This is a genomic window from Erwinia sp. S38 (genome assembly GCF_016624545.1).
GTDB lineage: Bacteria > Pseudomonadota > Gammaproteobacteria > Enterobacterales > Enterobacteriaceae > Erwinia > Erwinia coffeiphila.
The window spans coordinates 156,847-176,544 of the sequence record NZ_JACVTS010000008.1 but is presented as its reverse complement, the minus strand read 5'-3'; the positions used below and the strand labels follow the sequence as shown (position 1 = coordinate 176,544).

The window sequence follows — 19,698 nt, the reverse complement described above, 5'->3', positions numbered from 1 at the left end:
TAATCGCCCCCTTTGCTTAACGCCGGCACCAAATTCAGGCGTTCAGCGCTTTCTCGATTTTCTCGAACAGATCGCCAGAAAGCTTATCCAGCCCCTTCAACTGCTCCAGCGCTTTACGCATCAGCGCCTGGCGGGAGGCATCGTAACGCTTCAGACGAATCAGCGGTTCGATCAGCCTCGCCGCAATCTGCGGATTGCGGGTATTCAGATCGGTCAGCATTTCAACCAGGAACTGATAGCCGCTGCCGTCCTGCGCGTGGAACGCCGACGGATTGGCTGCGGCAAACGCCCCGACCAGCGAGCGAACGCGATTCGGGTTACCGAGGGTGAACGATCGGTGATTCAGCAACGCTCTGACCTGGGTCAGCACATCCTCAGCCGGGCTGGTTGCCTGTAGGGCAAACCATTTGTCCATCACCAGTCCGTCATGATGCCAGCGCTCATCAAACGCCGCCAGCAGCTCAGTACGGCACGGCAGCTGTGCTGCGACAGACGCGGCCAGCGCGGCGATACTGTCGGTCATATTGTTAGCATGGTGATACTGATTGCTGACCAGTTTATCCGCCGCTGCCACATCACCGAACGCCAGATAGCTCAGGCAGACATTTTTCAGCGCACGCTGACCGATATCCGCATGTTCAATACGATATTCAGCGTTTTGATTCGCCCGGTATACTGCCAGCAGCTCATCCGTCAGTTCCTCAGCCAGCGTGCGTACCAGCGCTTCGCGCACCGCCGCGATTGCCTGCGGATCGATGGTATCGAACAGCTCGGCAATTTCATTTTCACTCGGCAGCGTCAGGATTAACGCCATCAGCGCCGGATCGCTGTTCTCTTCTAACAGCACTGCACGGAAGGCATCCGCCACGTGCAGCGGCAGAGAAAGCGGCTGCCCTTGCTGATAGCGGGCAACGTTCAGCCGGATATGATTCACCATCAGACTCTGCGCGGCATCCCAGCGCGAAAAATCGTTACGCGCGTGGCGCATCAGGAAGGTGAGCTGCGCGTCGCTCCAGTTGTAATCCAGTTTGACCGGTGCGGAGAACTCACGTAGCAGCGAAGGTACGGGCTGGACTGGAACGCCATCAAAAACAAACGTCTGGAAGCTTTCGGTAACGTTCAGCACGTTATGTACAGGGTGGCCGTTGTGCTGCAGCGGGATTACCTGACCTTTGCTGTCGTACAGCTCAATATCCAGCGGAATATGCAGCGGCAGCTTCTCCTGACGATCGGCGGTCGGCGGCGTCATCTGAGTGACGTGCAGGGTGTATTGCTCAAGTTCAGGGTTATAGTCATCGCGCACGCTCAGTACCGGTGTACCCGACTGGCTGTACCAACGGCGGAACTGCGACAGATCGACATTCGATGCGTCTTCCATCGCCTGCACAAAGTCATCACAGGTAGCCGCACTGCCGTCATGACGTTCGAAATAGAGCTGCATGCCTTTCTGGAAGCCCGCTTCGCCCAGCAGCGTGTGCATCATGCGGATCACTTCCGAACCTTTTTCATACACCGTCAGCGTGTAGAAGTTGTTCATCTCGATCACCTGCTCCGGGCGAATCGGATGCGCCATCGGGCTGGCATCTTCCGCAAACTGCGCGCCGCGCATCACGCGCACGTTGTCAATACGGTTAACCGGGCGGGAGCCCAGATCCGAACTGAACTCCTGATCGCGGAACACGGTCAGCCCCTCTTTCAGGCTGAGCTGGAACCAGTCGCGGCAGGTCACGCGGTTTCCGGTCCAGTTATGGAAATATTCGTGGCCGATCACCGCCTCAATACCGAGATAATCTTTATCGGTCGCGGTTTCCGCCTTCGCCAGTACGTATTTAGAGTTAAAGACGTTCAGGCCTTTATTTTCCATGGCGCCCATGTTGAAGAAATCAACGGCCACGATCATAAAGATATCCAGGTCATATTCCAGACCGAAGCGCTCTTCATCCCACTTCATACTGTTTTTCAGCGAGGTCATCGCCCAGTCGGCGCGGTCAAGGTTCCCGCGATCGACAAAGATCTCCAGCGCCACATCGCGGCCGGAACGGGTGTGGAAACTGTCACGCAGCACGTCGAAATCACCGGCAACCAGTGCAAACAGGTAGCAGGGTTTCGGGAACGGGTCCTGCCATTTGGTCCAGTGACGGCCACCTTCAAGTTCGCCGCCGTCGATGCGGTTGCCGTTCGACAGCAAATAAGGATAGAGCGCCTGCTCGGCAATAATGGTCGTCGTGAAGCGGGCCAGGACGTCCGGGCGATCAAGATACCAGGTTATATGGCGGAAACCTTCCGCTTCACACTGGGTACACAGGGCCTCGCCGGATTTGTACAATCCCTCAAGTGCGGTGTTTTTATCCGGGTGGATCTCGTTGACAATCTTTAGCGTAAACGCGTCAGGCAGGTGGCTGATAATTAACGCCCCCTCTTCCAGCCGATAATGCTCCCAGGGCTGTTCATCGACGGCAATCGACACCAGCGACAGATCTTCGCCGTCCAGACGCAGTTCGGCGTCAGAGTGCGCCAGTCGCTTAATCTGACTAACGGCAGTCACCCTGGTAGTACTGGCATTAAGATCGAACGTCAGATCGATATCGGTAATCGTGTAGTCGGGTGCACGATAATCATGGCGGTTCTTAGCTTGCGGCAGTTGCGTCATAAGTCCTTCTCACGTCGATAATTAATTTAACATTTCAAGTTTATTCCTGTTATCGCTCGGTTGCCACGTTGATTCCACACGAAACGCGGGATTGATGGAAAATGATACATACTGTTAACATGAGCACATAATGTCCTCGACCAGCCCGTCTGAATTGTGCTGTGATCGGGTTCAATAAATGAGTATTCGGGTTATACTCCTGCGACTTTTTTCCATTTGAACCAGGGATAACGCTCTTCGCCAGAGGATGCTGAAACGCACCATGACACGACACGCTTCCCCGATTTTGACTACGCTTCTGGACACCGACGCCTACAAACTTCATATGCAGCAGGCGGTTTTTCACCGGTATCATGACGTTACGGTTGCAGCCGAATTTCGCTGCCGTGGTGACGATATGCTGGGCCTGTATGCCGATGAAATCGTGCAGCAGATAAAGATGATGGCTACGCTGGCGTTGAACGATCAAGAGTTCACCTATCTCTCCAGCCTGCCTTTCTTTACCGCTGACTACCTTGCATGGCTAAGGGAATTCCGATACGATCCACAACAGGTTCAGGTACGCAATAATCTGGGCAAGCTGGATATCCGCATCAGCGGCCCGTGGCGTGAAGTCATTATGTGGGAAGTCCCACTGCTTGCGCTGATCAGTGAAGTCGTGCATCGCCACCGCTCTCCGCTGGTGACGGCGGAAATGGCCGTCGATAAACTCAAAAGCAAGCTAGACCAGTTCGCCGGTTTGACCGCCGATCTGGATATGTCGCGCTTCCGTCTGATGGACTTTGGCACACGCCGCCGCTTCTCGTGGGATGTGCACCTGGCGATTGTCAGCACGCTGAAGCAGGATTTCCCGTGGCTGGTAGGTTCGAGCAATTATGAGATTGCCCGCCGGCTGGATATCGCGCCAATGGGCACGCAGGCCCATGAATGGTTCCAGGCACATCAGCAAATCAGCCCGGTACTGGCGAACAGCCAGCGCGCAGCACTGCAGGCCTGGCTGGAAGAGTACCCTGATCAGTTGGGTATCGCCCTCACCGACTGCATTACGATGGATGCCTTCCTGCGCGATTTTGGCCGCAACTTTGCCAGCGCCTATCAGGGATTGCGCCATGATTCCGGTGAGCCGCAGGAGTGGGGAGAAAAAGCGATTGCCCATTATCAGCAGTTGGGCATCGACCCGCTCAGCAAAACACTGGTGTTCTCCGATAATCTGGATCTCGACAGCGCCGTGGCGCTTTACCGCCATTTCGGCCAGCGTATTAACGTGGCATTCGGTATTGGCACACGCCTGACCTGCGATATTCCTCAGGTTAAACCGCTAAACATCGTCATTAAACTGGTCGAGTGTAACGGCAAACCGGTAGCCAAGCTTTCCGACAGCCCGGGCAAAACGATTTGCCAGGATCAGGCTTTCGTTCGCGCACTGCGTAAAGCCTTCGATCTGCCGCTGGTGAAGAAAGCCAGTTAGGACTTCCCTCAGGGCCAGACGCTTTCTGGCCCTCAACACTGCCAATACTGAATAAATCTCCCCACATTCATTGAATTCCTCTTGTTTCTCCTCGCCCGGCAAGTAACATAGCAAGACCCAAAATTTGGGGTAACCATTCCTATTCAGATCAATAGTGAGAGACTTATATGAGCGTTGTGCCTGTAGCGGATGTACTGCACGGCCGGGTTGCGGTTGACAGCGAAGTCACCGTACGTGGCTGGGTGCGTACCCGAAGAGATTCAAAAGCCGGTATTTCCTTTATCGCCGTTTATGACGGCTCCTGCTTTAATCCCGTTCAGGCTGTGGTCAATAATTCTCTGAATAATTATCAGGATGAAGTACTGCGTCTGACCACTGGCTGTTCCGTGATTGTTACCGGCAAAGTAGTGGAATCTCCGGGCGAAGGACAGAGCTTTGAGATTCAGGCGACCCACGTAGAAGTGGTTGGCTGGGTTGACGATCCGGATACTTATCCGATGGCGGCTAAGCGCCACAGCATTGAATATCTGCGAGAAGTGGCTCACCTGCGCCCACGTACCAACCTGATTGGCGCGGTTGCCCGCGTGCGCCATACGCTGGCCCAGGCGCTGCATCGCTTCTTTGACGAGCAGGGGTTCTTCTGGGTTTCTACTCCGCTGATCACCGCTTCCGATACCGAAGGTGCCGGTGAGATGTTCCGCGTATCCACGCTGGATCTGGAAAACCTGCCGCGCACGCCGGAAGGCAAGGTCAACTACGAAGAAGATTTCTTCGGCAGAGAGTCGTTCCTGACCGTATCCGGCCAGCTGAACGGCGAAACCTACGCCAGCGCAATCTCTAAAATTTACACCTTCGGTCCAACCTTCCGCGCCGAGAACTCTAACACCAGCCGTCACCTGGCTGAGTTTTGGATGCTGGAGCCGGAAATCGCCTTTGCCGATCTGGAAGATAACGCCGCACTGGCCGAAGCGATGCTGAAATATGTCTTTAAAGCCGTATTGGAAGAGCGTGCCGATGATATGGCCTTCTTCGCCGAACGCGTAGATAAAGAAGCTATCACTCGCCTAGAGCGGTTTGTTACCACCGATTTTGCCCAGGTCGATTACACCGAAGCGGTAGAAATCCTGCTGGCATCCGGCCAGACCTTTGAGAACCCGGTTTCATGGGGTATCGATCTCTCCTCTGAGCACGAACGTTACCTGGCCGAGAAACACTTCAAGGCCCCGGTGGTAGTGAAAAACTATCCGAAAGACATCAAAGCATTTTATATGCGCCTGAACGATGACGGCAAAACCGTTGCGGCGATGGACGTTCTGGCTCCGGGAATTGGTGAAATCATCGGAGGTTCCCAGCGTGAAGAGCGTTTAGACGTTCTTGATGCACGTCTGGCCGAAATGGGGCTGAATAAAGAAGATTACTGGTGGTATCGCGATCTTCGTCGTTACGGTACTGTTCCTCACTCAGGCTTCGGTTTAGGTTTCGAACGATTAATCGCCTATGTCACCGGGGTACAAAATGTAAGGGATGTTATCGCATTCCCACGTACGCCGCGGAACGCTTCTTTCTAATTTCAGAATTAAATATAAGAAATTCATATATATACAAAGGCCAGCCTCGCTGGCCTTTTTTTATTTTTGTAAATTTTGAGTTCACTCACAAAGTTCCCTGTTTTTTACATCTTGTTACACACATTTTCCTCTTGTAACCAGAATAGGATATTAGTAGCATTTTCCAACTAGATTAACCGCGCTACGAATGGAAAGATGCGTGCAGACACAGGAAGACACCAAACTCTCATCATGGTTCTGTAACGAATTATTGACGGCAGTGGCAGGTGTCCAAATAACTCCAATGAGGGTAATAAAAAATGATGAAGCGCAACATTCTTGCAGTGGTAATCCCAGCTCTGTTAGCAGCTGGTGCAGCCAACGCAGCAGAAATCTACAACAAAGACGGCAACAAACTGGATCTGTACGGTAAAGTTGAAGCGCGTCATACTTTCTCTGACAACGCTGGCGATGACGGCGATGCAACTTATGTGCGTTTCGGTTTTAAAGGCGAAACTCAGATTAATGACCAGCTGACCGGTTACGGCCAGTGGGAATACAACGTCCAGGCTAACCACACTGAAGGCGGCGCTGACGTTCAAGACGGTAACAAAACTCGTCTGGGCTTTGCTGGTCTGAAATTCGGTGACGCGGGTTCATTCGACTACGGTCGTAACTACGGCGTGATCTACGACGCAATGTCTTACACTGACCAGCTGCCAGTGTTCGGCGATGACACCCTGTACCAGGACAACGACAACTTCCTGATCGGTCGTTCTTCAGGTGTTGCTACTTACCGTAACAGCAACTTCTTCGGTCTGGTTGACGGCCTGAGCTTCGCTGTACAGTACCAGGGCAAAAACGAAGGCCGTGAAGTTCAACTTCAGAACGGCGACGGCTGGGGTACTTCTGTAGCCTATGACACCGGCATGGGCATCAGCGCAGTAGGTTCTTACTTCTCTGCTAACCGTACCGTTGATCAGAAAGCAGACGGCACCGGCGACAAAGCGGATGCATACGGTCTGGGTCTGAAATATGACGCGAACAACGTATACCTGGCGGCGTTCTACGGTGAATCCCGTAACACCACCAACTACGGCAACACCGGCGTAGCTGCTAACAAAACAACCAACTTCGAAGTGGTTGCACAGTACCAGTTCGACTTCGGTCTGCGCCCATCCATCGCTTACCTGCAGTCTAAAGGTAAGGAACTGGACGGCTTCAGCGGTAACGGTTCTACCTTCGGCGGCGGCGATGCTGACCTGGTTAAATACATCGAAGTGGGTACCTACTACTACTTCAACAAAAACATGTCTACCTACGTTGACTACAAAATCAACCTGCTGGATGACACTGATTACACCCGTGCAGCCGGTCGCTCTACCGACGACGTTGTTGGTGTTGGCCTGCAGTACCAGTTCTAATTGCCTTTTGCCGGTGGGATATCCCACCGCGCAATTCGCAACAAACGGGGCTTCGGCCCCGTTTTTGTTTTTCCATTATCCCCGTTCTGCCAATTTACAGCCCATTACACAGACTCTGCGATCCCCTTCCCAGCCCGGTGATAAATCCACGCTCGTCTAGATATAAAGGGTGATATTTCCAACAGCTGCCGTACACTCATTCTCAGGCAAGGACCTGCATAAGGAAGAGAGTATGGACATCATGATCAATCGTATTGAACAGCTTGAAAAAGACACCGGCCAAATTAAAATCGACCTCGCCTGCCTGACGGCACGCTCAGAAACATTTGCCACCAAAACCGATTTGGCGGAACTGAGAACGGAAATGCATCAGAGCCTGGTGGGCATCCATAAAGAAATGGGCGGCATGCTCAAAGAGATTGGCAGTATGCACCGAGAGATAACTAACCAGACTCGCTGGATAATTGCTACCGCCGTCGCTATCGCCGCTACCTGCATGACCATCGTCAAAGTTTTCTTTTAATGAAGCTTGATCTTTACCCGGCTTTTTTAGCGCAAACGGTTGGCAATTTCAGCTTTCTGACGGTAACCTGATTGCTCACTTCGCTTTAGATTAAGCTAACGGACTTCAATTATGTTTGAACGTATTGCAGCTGCACCCGCCGATCCCATTCTTGGTTTAGCCGACCTGTTTCGTGCTGACGATCGCCCAAATAAGATCAACCTCGGTATCGGGGTGTATAAAGATGAAACCGGCAAAACGCCGGTGCTGGCCAGCGTAAAAAAAGCTGAGCAGTATCTGCTGGAAAACGAAACAACCAAAAATTACCTCAGCATTGACGGTATTGCTGACTTTGGTCGCTGTACGCAGGAACTCCTGTTTTCAGCCGACAGCGCCATCATCAGCGCTAAACGTGCGCGCACGGCGCAAACGCCAGGTGGAACCGGCGCGTTGCGTATTGCAGCGGACTTTATTGCTAACCAGACCAGCGCTAAACGCGTCTGGGTGAGCAATCCTAGCTGGCCGAATCATAAGAACGTGTTTGCCGCTGCCGGGCTGGAAGTCTGTGAATACGCGTATTACGATGCCGCTAATCACGCTCTCGACTTTGATGCACTGGTCAGCAGCCTGGACGCCGCGCAGGCCGGAGACGTCGTTCTGTTCCACGGCTGCTGCCATAACCCAACCGGTATCGATCCAACTGCGGCGCAGTGGGAAGAGCTGGCAAAACTTTCGCTGGCTAAAGGCTGGCTGCCGCTGTTCGACTTCGCCTATCAGGGCTTCGCACGTGGCCTGGAAGAAGACGCAGAAGGCCTGCGCATCTTTGCCGCCAGCCACCAGGAGCTGATTGTTTGCAGTTCCTACTCGAAGAACTTTGGCCTGTATAACGAACGCGTAGGCGCATTTACGCTGGTGGCCGCTGAAGCAGCCGTTGCGGATACCGCATTCAGCCAGGTTAAAGCGACCATTCGCGCTAACTACTCTAACCCACCGTCTCACGGTGCGGCTGTCGTCGCGACTATCCTCAGTAACACAGCTCTTCGCGCACTATGGGAGCAGGAACTGGCCGATATGCGCCAGCGCATCCAGCGTATGCGTCAGCTGTTTGTTAATACGCTGCAGGAAAAAGGCGCGAAGGGTGATTTCAGCTTTATCATCAGCCAGAACGGTATGTTCTCATTCAGTGGCCTGACGAAAGATCAGGTTGTACGCCTGCGTGATGAGTTTGGTGTCTATGCGGTTAATTCCGGTCGCGTTAACGTGGCGGGTATGACACCTGACAATATGTCACCGCTGTGTGAAGCGATCGTCGCCGTACTGTAATTCGCTACGGATGAAATAAAAAAGCCTGCAAACGCAGGCTTTTTTATTTATTGCAGGAAAGGATTGCTGATTCTTTCCCGACCAAGCGTTGAGATTGGGCCGTGACCAGGGATAAACGTCACGTCATCACCCAGTGGTAACAGTTTATTATAGATAGAGGCGATTAAATCGCTGTGGCTGCCCTGCGGGAAATCAGACCGCCCTACGCCACCGTTGAAAATAACGTCGCCAGAAACCAGCAGCCGACCAACCCGGTCAAAAAACACGATGTGGCCTGGAGTATGTCCCGGGCAAAGCAGGACTTCCAGCGTAACGTTACCTACAGACACCGTTTCGCCCTCTTCCAGCCAGCGATCTGGCGTCAGGGGGGCACAGTAACCAAAGCCAAACATCTGACTTTGAGTCGGTAATCCTTCCAACCAGAACAGGTCAGCTTTATGAGGTCCGACAATCTTAACACCGTAGTGCTCTGCTAACTCGGCGGCGGCACCGACGTGATCGAGATGCCCGTGGGTCAACAGAATCTGCTTCAGTTCCACATTCAGAGCAGCAATTTCTTGTTTGATCTTGTCCGCATCACCACCCGGATCGATCAGAGCGGCTTCCCGGGTTTCCGGGCACCAAATCACCGAACAGTTCTGCGAGAAAGCCGTAACGGGAATAATATGATAGTTCATAACGCTCCACTGCCGGCAACGACAAAAGGCCGGCGTTCCATTTTACCAGTGCCTTACAGGACCGGTATCAATATGCACAAAGTTGCTACTCGGATAGTATCCTACACCACCCGCTCGCAGAGCGAGAGCAGCTTTGCGCACATTGCTGAGAGCAATGCCGTCAATATGGAAATCCATCGCCTGGCCGAGGGTATGGTAGCTGTGTTTAGCCACGCCACGGCTATGGGATCGCAGGGAGTTATTTGTGGCCAGTGAACGATAGCCTGAAATCAGCTGTACAGGTTTACGAGTATCCAGCATGGTCTGTAAACGGAAAAGCTGATCAAAGAGATGTGGATCGATAGTCTTTATTTTGTTAGCCCGGTAATCGCGGAAAAAATGATTCAGACGCGCTAATTCGTCCTTGTCATATTTTTTACCATTAAAAAATTCCGTTTTCAGGCTTTCACCGGTATTCAGATTGCTTAGCGTCAATACCCGAGGACGAGAGGTGGAAAGCGAAGCAAATGCCTGTGTCGGAAGGAGAGCAACGCCAAGCGCAGCCCCCCCTAACGCCAACAATTTACGGCGGTTAGAGTCGAATTTGTCCATTAATCAGTATTACCTGGAAAAGTAGTTGGAAACGTGCTTTTACAACACTGCCCAAAACCTTACCGATGTAACAAACCCCCGTCAACCCGACAAAATGTAAACCGGCGCAGAGAAGCTATACACTCCCGCTGCGCCGGTCGGCGACGGTTTTGCTGTCCGCCACAGAACTGCTGAATAATCAACCGCTAGAGCAATAACTGACCAGCGCGCTTCAGGATCTGAGCCCCTGAACGAGCGGTACTGTCATAATTGTAAATATCTGTACGAAACTGTGGTTGTCCGTCATCAGCAACCCACGCGGTAAGATAGTAAAGGTTCACGGGAACGCGCTGGCGGATAGAAACAAATCGGGTATTACCTTCCTTCAGCGCACCGGAAATACGCGTATCGTTCCAGCCGACATCCTGCAATAACAAATTCGCCAAATCGGAAGCGCGATTTACACGTACACAACCAGAACTCAGCGCGCGGATATCCCGCTGGAAGAGACCGTGGTTCGGCGTATCGTGTAAATAGATCGCATCTGAACTTGGCATATTGAATTTATAACGTCCGAGCGAGTTGGTCGGTCCCGGTGCCTGACGGATACGGTATGGGAATGAATCAGCGGACACCATGCTCCAGTTGATCATTGAAGGATCGATGACTTCCGACTCACCGCTCCACCCCGACAGCAACGTATAATTGTGCTTGTAAAGATAGCTGGGGTCCTGCTTCACCTTTGGCACAATGTCCTTGCGAACCAGCGTAGTCGGCACATTCCACGGTGGATTAAGTACCACATTGTTCAATGCGCTGCGCATCAACGGCGTTTTACGATCCGGCCGCCCAACGATAACCCGCGAGGACAGAATTTCATTACCGTTAACATAATAGGCCAGTGAATAGTTCGGGATGTTGACCATGATGCCGTTGTGCATGTCATCGGGCAGCAGTCGCAGTCGCTGGATATTTAACGCCAGCAGCGAAGCGCGCAGCTGAGGCGAAACATTCAGCCATTCGCGGGTACGCAGGCCGATTAAACCATCCGCCTCCAGTCCCTGCCAACGCTGAAAGCGCTTCAGACCATCTACCAGATCGGGCGTGTAAACATTATCACTGTTTACCGGCACCACCGTGCCCTGCACGTTACCGATGTTATTCGGTGTTTCTGGCTGTACATCGGTGGTAGTCGTGGCGGACGGACTAACAACAGCGCTGTTGGCGGCCTGGTTCTGCCCTGCTGTGACATCCGGCTGTGCATTATCATCGTCATGAACCATTGGTGCATCAACGGCACCGACTACCTCATCGGCAGGCTTCGGCGGCTCATTTTCTGGAGACATCATCCCTGTACGCTGCAGAATATCTCGCAGCGCGGGCACATCGTTGCTGATTTGCCCCGGGCGAAGGGTTTGTCTGTCGGTCAACTGCGGCCAGGGGCGGCTATCCGTTAACAGCGTTTTCAGGGCATTGTGCATGCGCGAATACTGCGGATGCTGAGGAACCAGCGAGAGAATAAAACCGTTCAGGCTGCCATGTGTCACCGACTTCTGCCACTGATTGATCACCGACAGCGGAGGGGTTTCCATTTTATACGGCACATTGCTGTACAGCCAGACTTCTCCCTTGCTCGGAACACTTGAGGTGAATTGCAAATAGCCCAGCAGCGCATCAGAAAGCACCACGTCACGCGCCAGCCCGCTGATATTTTTATCGGTCAGCATCTTAACCCACTGGGTAAACTGCGGCTGAACGCCAGAAATGGCCACTTCGGCAAGCTGCTGTTGGAACTGCTGGATTGCCTGACGATCCTGCCACATCGGCTGCATACCGCGATTAGCATAGAGCGGAGCCAACGTTTTTAGATAAAACGGGGAACCGAAGCGCGACATCGCTGCGGTAATGTCAGCCTGACTCTGCGCCACGGTAACACGATGATTAGCCGGAGCAGAAACAGGCGGGATTCCTGCCAAAGAGGGAGACACGTATGCCAGCCCAAACAACAGGCTACAGCCGATAACAATGGCCTTAGCGATAGAAGATTTCTGCAGCAACATCCTTGCTCCCTGTATAAGTCAGCAACTAATGCTGAGCGATAGTGAATATCTATTTTAAGTATATAAACAGAAAACGGCATTTGCCTCTTACGTTGCAAATGCCGTTATTGAGAGTAATCCGCTAACAGGGATTTTACCACTTCCGTCCGGTAATAATTCTGCGTCAGCCAGCCCCGGTGCTGCTCTCCGTATCACCTGAATTCGCCGGAATATCAGCGGAGAATCCGCGCAGCCCGACGACGTGCACGTGCTCGGTATTATTAAATACCTTACGCACCAGCTTATAGGTTGTGCCTTTCTCCGGGCTGATATTTTCCGGTGCCGCAATGATCAGCTGCATCTCCAGACGGTCACACAGCTCAAACAGCGTGGCGATCGATTTCGCATCCAGACGCGCCGCTTCATCCAGGAACAGCAGCCGGCACGGCGAAATATCCTTACCGCGAAGTCGGCGTGACTCTTCTTCCCAGCTCTGTACCACCATCACCAGAATCGACATCCCCGTACCGATTGCTTCACCGGTAGAGAGCGCCCCACTCTCTGCGCGCAGCCAGCCGTCGGAACCACGGTTAACTTCCACTTCCATCTCAAGATAGTTACGGTAGTCCAGTAGCTCTTCACCGATGGTCTGCGGCGTACGCTGCCCCATATCAATCTGCGGATTCAGGCGCTGATAAAGCTTCGCCAGCGCCTCTGAGAAGGTGAGGCGATTGCTGTTAAACAGATCCTGATGCTGTTCATGCTCTTCAGAAAGCACATCCAGCAGCGTTGAGTGCGCTTCACGGACGTTGACGTTCAGCCGTACGCTGTTAACCTGGCCAAAGCTGACCGCCTGAAGTCCCTGGTTCAGCTGACGAATGCGGTTCTGCTCGCGCAGGATCGTTTTGCGAATAATGTTCGACACGCTGCGTGAACTGATCGCCAGCATCTGCTCGCGGGCGGTCAGTTCTTCGGTCAGACGGTTCAGTTCAATCTCCATCTGTTCGATCGCTTCAACCGGATCGTCGGTGCGAATAATATCCTGGCGAATACGCTCACGCAGATGCTGATAGACGGCGATAAAGAACTGGATCTTGCGCTCCGGGCGTTTCGGATCTTCCGACAGGCGCAGCACATCGCGCAGATGCTCATTATCCGCCACGGCCAGACGCAGCGCACCCAACGCCTTGTCCGACATGGAGCGCAGTTCATCGCCCCCCAGATAGGCCAGCTCCCGACGGTGCAGGCGGCGTTCAACGCCGTTATCTTTCACCAGTCTTAGTACCGCCACCCAGCCTGCCTTGGCATTGACCACCTGCTCACGGCCCTGATGGTACTCACGCTCAACGCGGCGCAGTTTTTTCTGCAGCGCATCCATTTCGGCTTCACAGAAGGTGATCTGTTTTTCCAGCTGGTTACGGCGCGCACGGTTATTACTCAGTGCGCTGTAGAGTTCATCCCGGCGCAGACGCGCGCGTTCTTCAGCGCTGGCATCGGCCTGCACGCCGATATCCTGCATCTCCTGCTGTAGCTCTTTCAGCATGTCGCGCTTGGCGTCATACGAACTTTTCAACGACGCCAGCACCTGAGAATACTGGGTCAGCTGAGTCTGATGCTGTCGAAGCTGCTCACGGGCGCGGGCGCGTTCCCCTTCCGCCTGCTCCAGACGCTTGCGCAGTTTTTCATTCAGATCGCTGGTGCCGTTGAGCATCCCGGCAGAGTCGGTATAGCTGAAGTGGGTGCGGCGCTGAACGACTTCAGTCAGCGCAAAAGCCTGCTGGCGCGCATCACGTTGCTGCTGCTGTGCGTGCTGATAGTCCAGCTTCAGCTGTTCGTGCTGTTCAGGATCGCTTTGCAATACTGAAAGGATCGGCTCCAGCTTCGCCAGATGTGCAGCATGCTGCTGAATAAACCGCGAAGCTTCCTGCGCCTCGTCCAGACGCTCAAGCACTTCGTCGTAACGGTCCTGTAGCGTGTCATCCAGCAGCAGGCTGACGCGCGGCAGCAGGCGGTTCAGCTGCGCGACGCCCTCTTTGGCCAGATCGAACTGCTGGCGCTGCTGCTGATTTTCACTTTCGTGATTGCTCAGCGCCCGTTCAACTTCACTACGCCGGGCGTTAAGCTGGCGCATTTCCGCTTCCGGATCGGATTCAAACGCCACGCCAAGGTGGCTACCGACAAAGCGGCTGAAGGACTGGTGCAGACGCTGCGCTTTTTGCACGTCAAAGGAAAGCGTGGCGAACCGCTCGGCAAGGGTTTCACGCTCGGCGTGTAGCAGCTCAAGCTGATTTTCACGCGCGGCGCGGCCAAACAGCGGTACTTTCGGGAAGCGGGAATAACGCCACTGGCGATCGCCGGCTTTCACCACCACCGCTTTTTCCAGTTCCTCAACGTTAAATACGCTGTCATCGAACGACTGCGGATCGCCCTCGATCAGATAGAGGTCTTCCGGGCAATCTTCAAGCCCGTCCAGCAGATCGCGGACCAGCGAAAGATCGGGCACCACAATCGCATGACGAGACGGACCGTAAAGCGCCGAGAAGTAAGGCGCGTCGTCGATGGTCACATCATCATAAATTTCTGACAGCAGGACACCGCCAAAGCGCTCGGCCAGGGCATTAAGACGGTTATCTTCCGCCCCGCCCGGCTGGCTCAGCCGCTCAATCTGCTGTTCGAGTTCACGCTTACGGGCAGCAACTTCGTCACGCTCAACCGTGGTTTCTCGCTCGCTCTCCAGCAGCTGCTGCATGAACTCGGTTACCTGCTGGCTGCTTTCCAGCGGCTGGCCGGTTTGTTCACTGAGCTGGGTCAGGATCTCCTGCGCAGCCAGCCACTGCGGTGCCTGGCGGGTCAGGCGAGTAATGCGCTCGCGCAGCTGCTCCAGCTCCTGGCGCAGCGCCATACGGCGCTCACCGGCATCGGCAACGCTGTCGTTCAGCAGTTCGATCTGCGCTTCCAGTTCACCGTGAAGCGCCTCAAGTTCATCAGCTTCAACACGGTTGCCGTGGCGTTTACAGAACTCACTCAGCAGACGTTCTGCATCCTGCTGTTCGCGCAGACGCTGCTCCAGCTCGGAAAGACGGGAACGCAGCGGCTGAAGCTGCTCCGCATGATAACGCTGGTTGGCAGCATCACGCAGCATATCGCGCCCGGTCTGCCATGCATCGGCACGGCTAACCGGACCGGCAATACGCGTAACCAGCTCAAAAGCCTGCTCAAACTGGCTGTGGGCCGCCTGTGCCACGCTCATTTTCTGTTCCAGCTGCAGCAGTTTTTCGGTCGCTTCCTGCTCTTTAGCCTGGAAGGTTTCCTGCCACTCTTCAGCATTTTCCACGCTGAGATCGCCCAACTGACAAATCTCTTTTGCACGCTGCAACGCCTGGAGCGCCTGCTGATACTGAATAGCGCGGGTCTGCTGTACGTCCAGCGCCTGCTGATAGTCGGCAAGCTGACTTTTCAGCTCGTCCACTTCCAGCTCGGCCGCTTCGCTGCGCGCTTCGTTTTCTTCCTGAACTTCCCGCGCTTCCGCCACCACTTCGTTCTGCTCTTCCAGGCGGAAGGTCAGCTCTTCGAGGTCTGCATCATAGCGGTCGATTTTTTCCTGCTGGCGCAGCGCGGTCTGCACCAGATTGAGGTGATCGCTGGCACCCTGATAGTCGGTTTCGAGATCGCTCTCAGCCCCGTTTTGTTCGGCCAGTTCACGCGCCATTTCAACGTGGCGGAACTGCTCGGCGACCAGCTGTTTACGACTGGTAAACAGCTCGCTGCGCAGCTGAATAGCACCATCCAGATGAATACGCCGCTCGTTGGCGTGCCGCATATAATCTGCGGCAACGTAGCTGGTCGCTTCAGAAATCAGATGTTTAAAGAGATCGCGATCGGACTGGGTCACGCGGATCGCTTCCAGCGTCATGCGGTTTTCACGCAGCGCGGCTTCCATGTCCTGGAATGCCTTACGCACGCCGCTGTTTTCCGGCAGCAGGTAATCGCGCAGCGAGCGGGTGATGGCACTGGAGATACCGCCGTACAGCGAAGCTTCAATCAGGCGATAGTATTTGCTGCGGTCAGCGGCAGAGCGCAGGCGGCGAGCAACAATGCCCAGGTCAAACATCACCGAGTGATAATCGGTGATGGAGTTGTACTGTTTAAACTGCACGCTTTCCATCGCTTCGAACTTGTCTTTCAGTTCGCTGAGCGGCAGCACGCGTGCCTGGCGGGCATTAACCGTTTCGGTCAGGATTTCCGTCGGATTGATTGCCGTTGGCAGGCCATGAATGCTGAAAGGTTTGATATCTACCTTACGATCGCGCCCTGCCACCTGCTGCAGGCGCACCCCGACGATCACTCGCTGATGGCGAGAGTTCACCACGTCCAGCGCGGCGTAACACACGCCCGGGCGCAGTTTGCCGTGTAGCCCCTTGTCGCGGGAGCCCGACGTTGCACCGGCTTCCGTGGTGTTACGGAAATGCAGCAGCGTCAAATCGGGGATCAGCGCGGTAACGAAGGCCGCCATGGTGGTCGATTTACCGGCTCCGTTACCGCCGGAAAGCGTGGTGACCAGTTCATCAAGGTCAAAGGTACGCGCAAAAAAACCGTTCCAGTTAATCAGCGTCAGTGAGCGAAATTTGCCACGTTCAATCATTTATTCTTCCTCTCCGCTTTCCTGTGCGCTGTGGTCTGCTTCACCGTCATCATTCTCATCGTTGAGCGCCAGTCCGCCATCCAGCTGCATCGCCTCGCCGTCGCGGATCATCCGCAGCTGCGCATCGCGGGCGTCATCGCCGCTGCGCACATCGGCACCGAAGCGAAATACCGACTCGGTAATGCGGAACTTGCTGCTGTCATTGCCCATAAACCAGACCATGCCCAGACGGCGCAGGCGGTTCAGTGACGCACGCATTTTTTCCTGCAGCTTCTGCCGGTCAAGGTCAGAGCCCGTTGAGCGCTGGTTCACCAGCTTCAGCAGCTTGCCTTCATCCGCTAACGACATCAGCTCATCGTGCAGTTCCTGCTGGCTAAAGATCCCTTCATTCGCCAGGCGTTCCGGGCTGAGATAGAGGTAGCAGAGAATTTTTCCGACCATCATGTCCAGCTCGGACAGGACCGAGCGCGGGATAAGCGTTGTGGAGCGCGGACGAAGGTAGAAAAAACCTTCCGGTGCGCGAATCAGTTCAACGTTATAGCGCGAGTAAAACTCTTCCAGAAACTCCTGATAATCCATCAGGAAAGCGTGATTATCTAACTCTTCAATACCAATATGGCGGCCTGCGCGCAGCTGACTGTCCAGCGCTGGAAAAATCGGGTTAGCCAGTGCCTGCGCCAGTTTAACCGGCATCACTTGTTCAATATTTGTCGATGACATGTGCCTGCACCTTGGCTCCGTAATCATTAATGGCCTGCCACTCAGCGGACAGACCGGAGAAATCTGCTTCGGCCACGCCTAAGCGCACGGCCTGGTCGACAACAATACGCGCGACGTCAAAATGACGCACTCTCGGGTATTGTGCCAGGTAATCACGCATCACCGCGCCCAAATCCAGCGGCCGCTTCTGCGCTTTATAAATCGCCAGCGCCTCTTCAATCATCGCGGCAAGCTGCTCGCGAATTTCATTAAACTCTTCGTATTCCAGTTCGGACGGCAATTCACCGGTCACCTCTTCATTACGCAACGTCAGTTCTTCATCGCGCATGTCGTACAGGCGATCGGCATTGGCGTAGGTGAGTGCCCACGGCATATCGAAATAGTTCTGCACCGAGACGCGAAGTCGCTGTGCAAAGACGCGATTTTTATCCATATCGATCGCGGTACGAATAAATTTATGCACGTGGCGATCGTAGCCAATCCACAGGTCGATAGCCTGCTGGCCCCAGCTGATAATGCGGTCGAGTTTGTTTTGCAGATCGAAGACTAACTTGTCAATAAACCCGAGGTCCGGACTGTTCATAATTGAGTCCTGAATCCGCAACAGATTTGCCTGCAGCTTATCCCCCGCCGCTTCCAGCGTATCCTGCAGTTCGCGCAGCGTACCGGACGTTTCATTCAGCAGAAGCTCACAGCTGGAAATCGCCGCGCGCCAGTCTTTATTCAGCAGTTGAGAGATATCATCTTTTACCGCCTGCTGCTGCTCATCCATAATGCGCTGAGTAATATCGATACTGTCGAATATTTCAGCGACCGAATACTTTAACGGGGCGAAAACATTGCGGTGCCAGTGATACTCATCGCCGTCTTCCTCGGCGGCATCGGCAGCCTGCTTTAATTCACCCGCTACAATAGAGAGCTGCATAGACAGCCGCAGCGTTGAGAATTCACGCTGGCGAATATAGTAATCGGTGATGCCAATCGCCAACGGAGTCAGGCGATAAATAGCATTCCCTTCGGAAAATTCGCTGGTAAAGCGGTTGAGAAGGCGCTGACGAACCATGTCATTAATGGCATTGTTAGCACGCACCAGAACGGTTTCACTGGTCTGCTCAAATCCGTCGCTGACGTGGCGAAAAGCATCTATCAATTCGCCTTCGCTCATTTCGCCATCCATGCGCTCGCCGTTTAAAGCCGCAACGGCCAGCAAAAATGCCAGACGTTCGGTTGGCAAAGAGACGGAAAAATCATTTTTTCGCGCCCAGGCCACCAGTTCAGGTACAGTCTGGGAAAATTCACTCATAACTCGTCCTTTTGAATGGGTTTCCGCGCTGTGACGTGGATGTAACGCCCTAAACTTAAAAATGGCTCCTGGTGGCAGTACTGCTTCTCCAGCGCCAGAACCTCATCAAATCGTTCACTCTGCTTATTCTTGTCACGCAGATAGTCGTGGAATACCCGAATGCCGGTTTTGTTTTCAATTGTGAAACCGCACTCCTGCAACCAGCCATAAACCTGCTGCGGATCGCGCGGGTAGTCGGGGGACAGCGTCTTACGTTTGCGCTTCCCTAATCCCGCTTGTAAATAGCCAAAGTTCCCCAGCACCATGGTCTGCATAGTAAGACCATTGATGTTATAGAACATTAGCGACAATACGCCACCCGGTTTGAGTACATCATAAAGCGCGCGCAGCGCCTGCTGCGGTTCTGCCACCCATTCGAGTACAGCGTGAAACAATACCAGATCAACGGGCTTATCCAAATATTGGCCTGCCTGCTGAGCGCTGATTTGTTTAAATTGCATGTTGTCGCTCACACCTTTTTCTTCGGCGAGGCGACGTGCACGGCTGAGCATTTCCGCTGAAAGATCGCATAAAACAACGTTATGCCCCCGCGCGGCAATTCCGCAGCCCGTTTGCCCTTCTCCGCCACCCGCGTCCAAAACGGACAGTGGAGCAGCGGGTAACGTTGTCAGCAGCGCATCAAGCTCCTGCCAGAGAATGGCCTGGCGAATACGGCCTTTAGTCGTACCGTAAATATTTTTGGAGAATTTTTCTGCGATATCATCGAAGTTGCGATCCTGCATGCTGACGGCTCCGGCTTTCAGGGGTGATTCAGACGCTCATTTTCGCATACA

Annotated in this window: 13 protein-coding genes; 5 read left to right on the top strand and 8 right to left on the bottom strand. The window is 53.9% G+C overall.

Going from position 1 to position 19,698, the window contains the following annotated elements:
* Positions 1-34: 34 nt before the first annotated feature.
* Positions 35-2,650, bottom strand: coding sequence for an aminopeptidase N (pepN, locus tag IBT46_RS11620; RefSeq protein WP_200545795.1), 2,616 nt, complete (start codon positions 2,648-2,650; stop codon positions 35-37).
* A 262-nt stretch (positions 2,651-2,912) separates the two neighbouring features.
* Here pepN and pncB point away from each other — a divergent pair, with 262 nt between their 5' ends.
* The 5 genes from pncB (at position 2,913) to IBT46_RS11595 (ending at position 8,914) form a co-directional block, all read left to right on the top strand.
* Positions 2,913-4,118, top strand: a complete 1,206-nt coding sequence (pncB, locus tag IBT46_RS11615) for a nicotinate phosphoribosyltransferase (protein WP_200545794.1) — start codon at positions 2,913-2,915, stop codon at positions 4,116-4,118.
* A 167-nt stretch (positions 4,119-4,285) separates the two neighbouring features.
* Positions 4,286-5,686 carry an asparagine--tRNA ligase gene (gene asnS, locus IBT46_RS11610; protein WP_200545793.1) on the top strand — a complete coding sequence of 467 codons (1,401 nt, stop codon included), beginning with the start codon at positions 4,286-4,288 and terminating at the stop codon, positions 5,684-5,686.
* 299 nt (positions 5,687-5,985) lie between these two features.
* Positions 5,986-7,089, top strand: a complete 1,104-nt coding sequence (ompC, locus tag IBT46_RS11605; RefSeq protein ID WP_305038805.1) for a porin OmpC — start codon at positions 5,986-5,988, stop codon at positions 7,087-7,089.
* A gap of 232 nt (positions 7,090-7,321) precedes the next feature.
* Positions 7,322-7,612, top strand: a complete 291-nt coding sequence (locus IBT46_RS11600; RefSeq protein WP_200545792.1) for a hypothetical protein — start codon at positions 7,322-7,324, stop codon at positions 7,610-7,612.
* Between the two features lie 111 nt (positions 7,613-7,723).
* On the top strand, positions 7,724-8,914 hold the full coding sequence (locus IBT46_RS11595; RefSeq protein ID WP_200545791.1) for an amino acid aminotransferase: 1,191 nt from the start codon (positions 7,724-7,726) through the stop codon (positions 8,912-8,914).
* Positions 8,915-8,961: 47 nt separating this feature from the next.
* On the opposite strand, the gene IBT46_RS11590 is transcribed toward IBT46_RS11595, so the two are convergent.
* The 7 genes from IBT46_RS11590 to cmoM form a co-directional block, all read right to left on the bottom strand.
* The gene (locus tag IBT46_RS11590) at positions 8,962-9,591 is read right to left on the bottom strand and encodes an MBL fold metallo-hydrolase (protein WP_200545790.1); all 630 of its coding nucleotides are present in this window, start codon (positions 9,589-9,591) and stop codon (positions 8,962-8,964) included.
* Between the two features lie 42 nt (positions 9,592-9,633).
* Positions 9,634-10,182: a YcbK family protein gene (locus IBT46_RS11585; RefSeq protein ID WP_200545789.1), complete on the bottom strand. Its 549-nt coding sequence runs from the start codon at positions 10,180-10,182 to the stop codon at positions 9,634-9,636.
* A gap of 185 nt (positions 10,183-10,367) precedes the next feature.
* The gene (gene ldtD, locus IBT46_RS11580; protein WP_200545788.1) at positions 10,368-12,221 is read right to left on the bottom strand and encodes a L,D-transpeptidase; all 1,854 of its coding nucleotides are present in this window, start codon (positions 12,219-12,221) and stop codon (positions 10,368-10,370) included.
* Between the two features lie 163 nt (positions 12,222-12,384).
* The gene (mukB, locus tag IBT46_RS11575) at positions 12,385-16,842 is read right to left on the bottom strand and encodes a chromosome partition protein MukB (protein WP_200545787.1); all 4,458 of its coding nucleotides are present in this window, start codon (positions 16,840-16,842) and stop codon (positions 12,385-12,387) included.
* Complete coding sequence (mukE, locus tag IBT46_RS11570; RefSeq protein ID WP_105593433.1) at positions 16,843-17,562, bottom strand: chromosome partition protein MukE; 720 nt, start codon at positions 17,560-17,562, stop codon at positions 16,843-16,845.
* Positions 17,543-18,865 carry a chromosome partition protein MukF gene (gene mukF, locus IBT46_RS11565; protein ID WP_200545786.1) on the bottom strand — a complete coding sequence of 441 codons (1,323 nt, stop codon included), beginning with the start codon at positions 18,863-18,865 and terminating at the stop codon, positions 17,543-17,545. The genes mukE and mukF overlap by 20 nt, the downstream gene beginning before the upstream one ends.
* Entirely contained in the window at positions 18,862-19,647 is a 786-nt protein-coding gene (gene cmoM / locus IBT46_RS11560; protein WP_200545785.1) for a tRNA uridine 5-oxyacetic acid(34) methyltransferase CmoM, read from the bottom strand. Before cmoM ends, mukF begins: the two co-directional genes overlap by 4 nt.
* Positions 19,648-19,698: the final 51 nt, after the last annotated feature.

Bases quoted from the DNA above. Each gene is read 5' to 3' on its own strand.
- mukE (WP_105593433.1), bottom strand. From the start codon at position 17,562: ATGTCATCGACAAATATTGAACAAGTGATGCCGGTTAAACTGGCGCAG.
- pncB (WP_200545794.1), top strand. From the start codon at position 2,913: ATGACACGACACGCTTCCCCGATTTTGACTACGCTTCTGGACACCGAC.
- mukF (WP_200545786.1), bottom strand. From the start codon at position 18,865: ATGAGTGAATTTTCCCAGACTGTACCTGAACTGGTGGCCTGGGCGCGA.
- IBT46_RS11600 (WP_200545792.1), top strand. From the start codon at position 7,322: ATGGACATCATGATCAATCGTATTGAACAGCTTGAAAAAGACACCGGC.
- asnS (WP_200545793.1), top strand. From the start codon at position 4,286: ATGAGCGTTGTGCCTGTAGCGGATGTACTGCACGGCCGGGTTGCGGTT.
- IBT46_RS11585 (WP_200545789.1), bottom strand. From the start codon at position 10,182: ATGGACAAATTCGACTCTAACCGCCGTAAATTGTTGGCGTTAGGGGGG.
- ldtD (WP_200545788.1), bottom strand. From the start codon at position 12,221: ATGTTGCTGCAGAAATCTTCTATCGCTAAGGCCATTGTTATCGGCTGT.
- IBT46_RS11590 (WP_200545790.1), bottom strand. From the start codon at position 9,591: ATGAACTATCATATTATTCCCGTTACGGCTTTCTCGCAGAACTGTTCG.
- IBT46_RS11595 (WP_200545791.1), top strand. From the start codon at position 7,724: ATGTTTGAACGTATTGCAGCTGCACCCGCCGATCCCATTCTTGGTTTA.
- cmoM (WP_200545785.1), bottom strand. From the start codon at position 19,647: ATGCAGGATCGCAACTTCGATGATATCGCAGAAAAATTCTCCAAAAAT.
- ompC (WP_305038805.1), top strand. From the start codon at position 5,986: ATGATGAAGCGCAACATTCTTGCAGTGGTAATCCCAGCTCTGTTAGCA.
- mukB (WP_200545787.1), bottom strand. From the start codon at position 16,842: ATGATTGAACGTGGCAAATTTCGCTCACTGACGCTGATTAACTGGAAC.
- pepN (WP_200545795.1), bottom strand. From the start codon at position 2,650: ATGACGCAACTGCCGCAAGCTAAGAACCGCCATGATTATCGTGCACCC.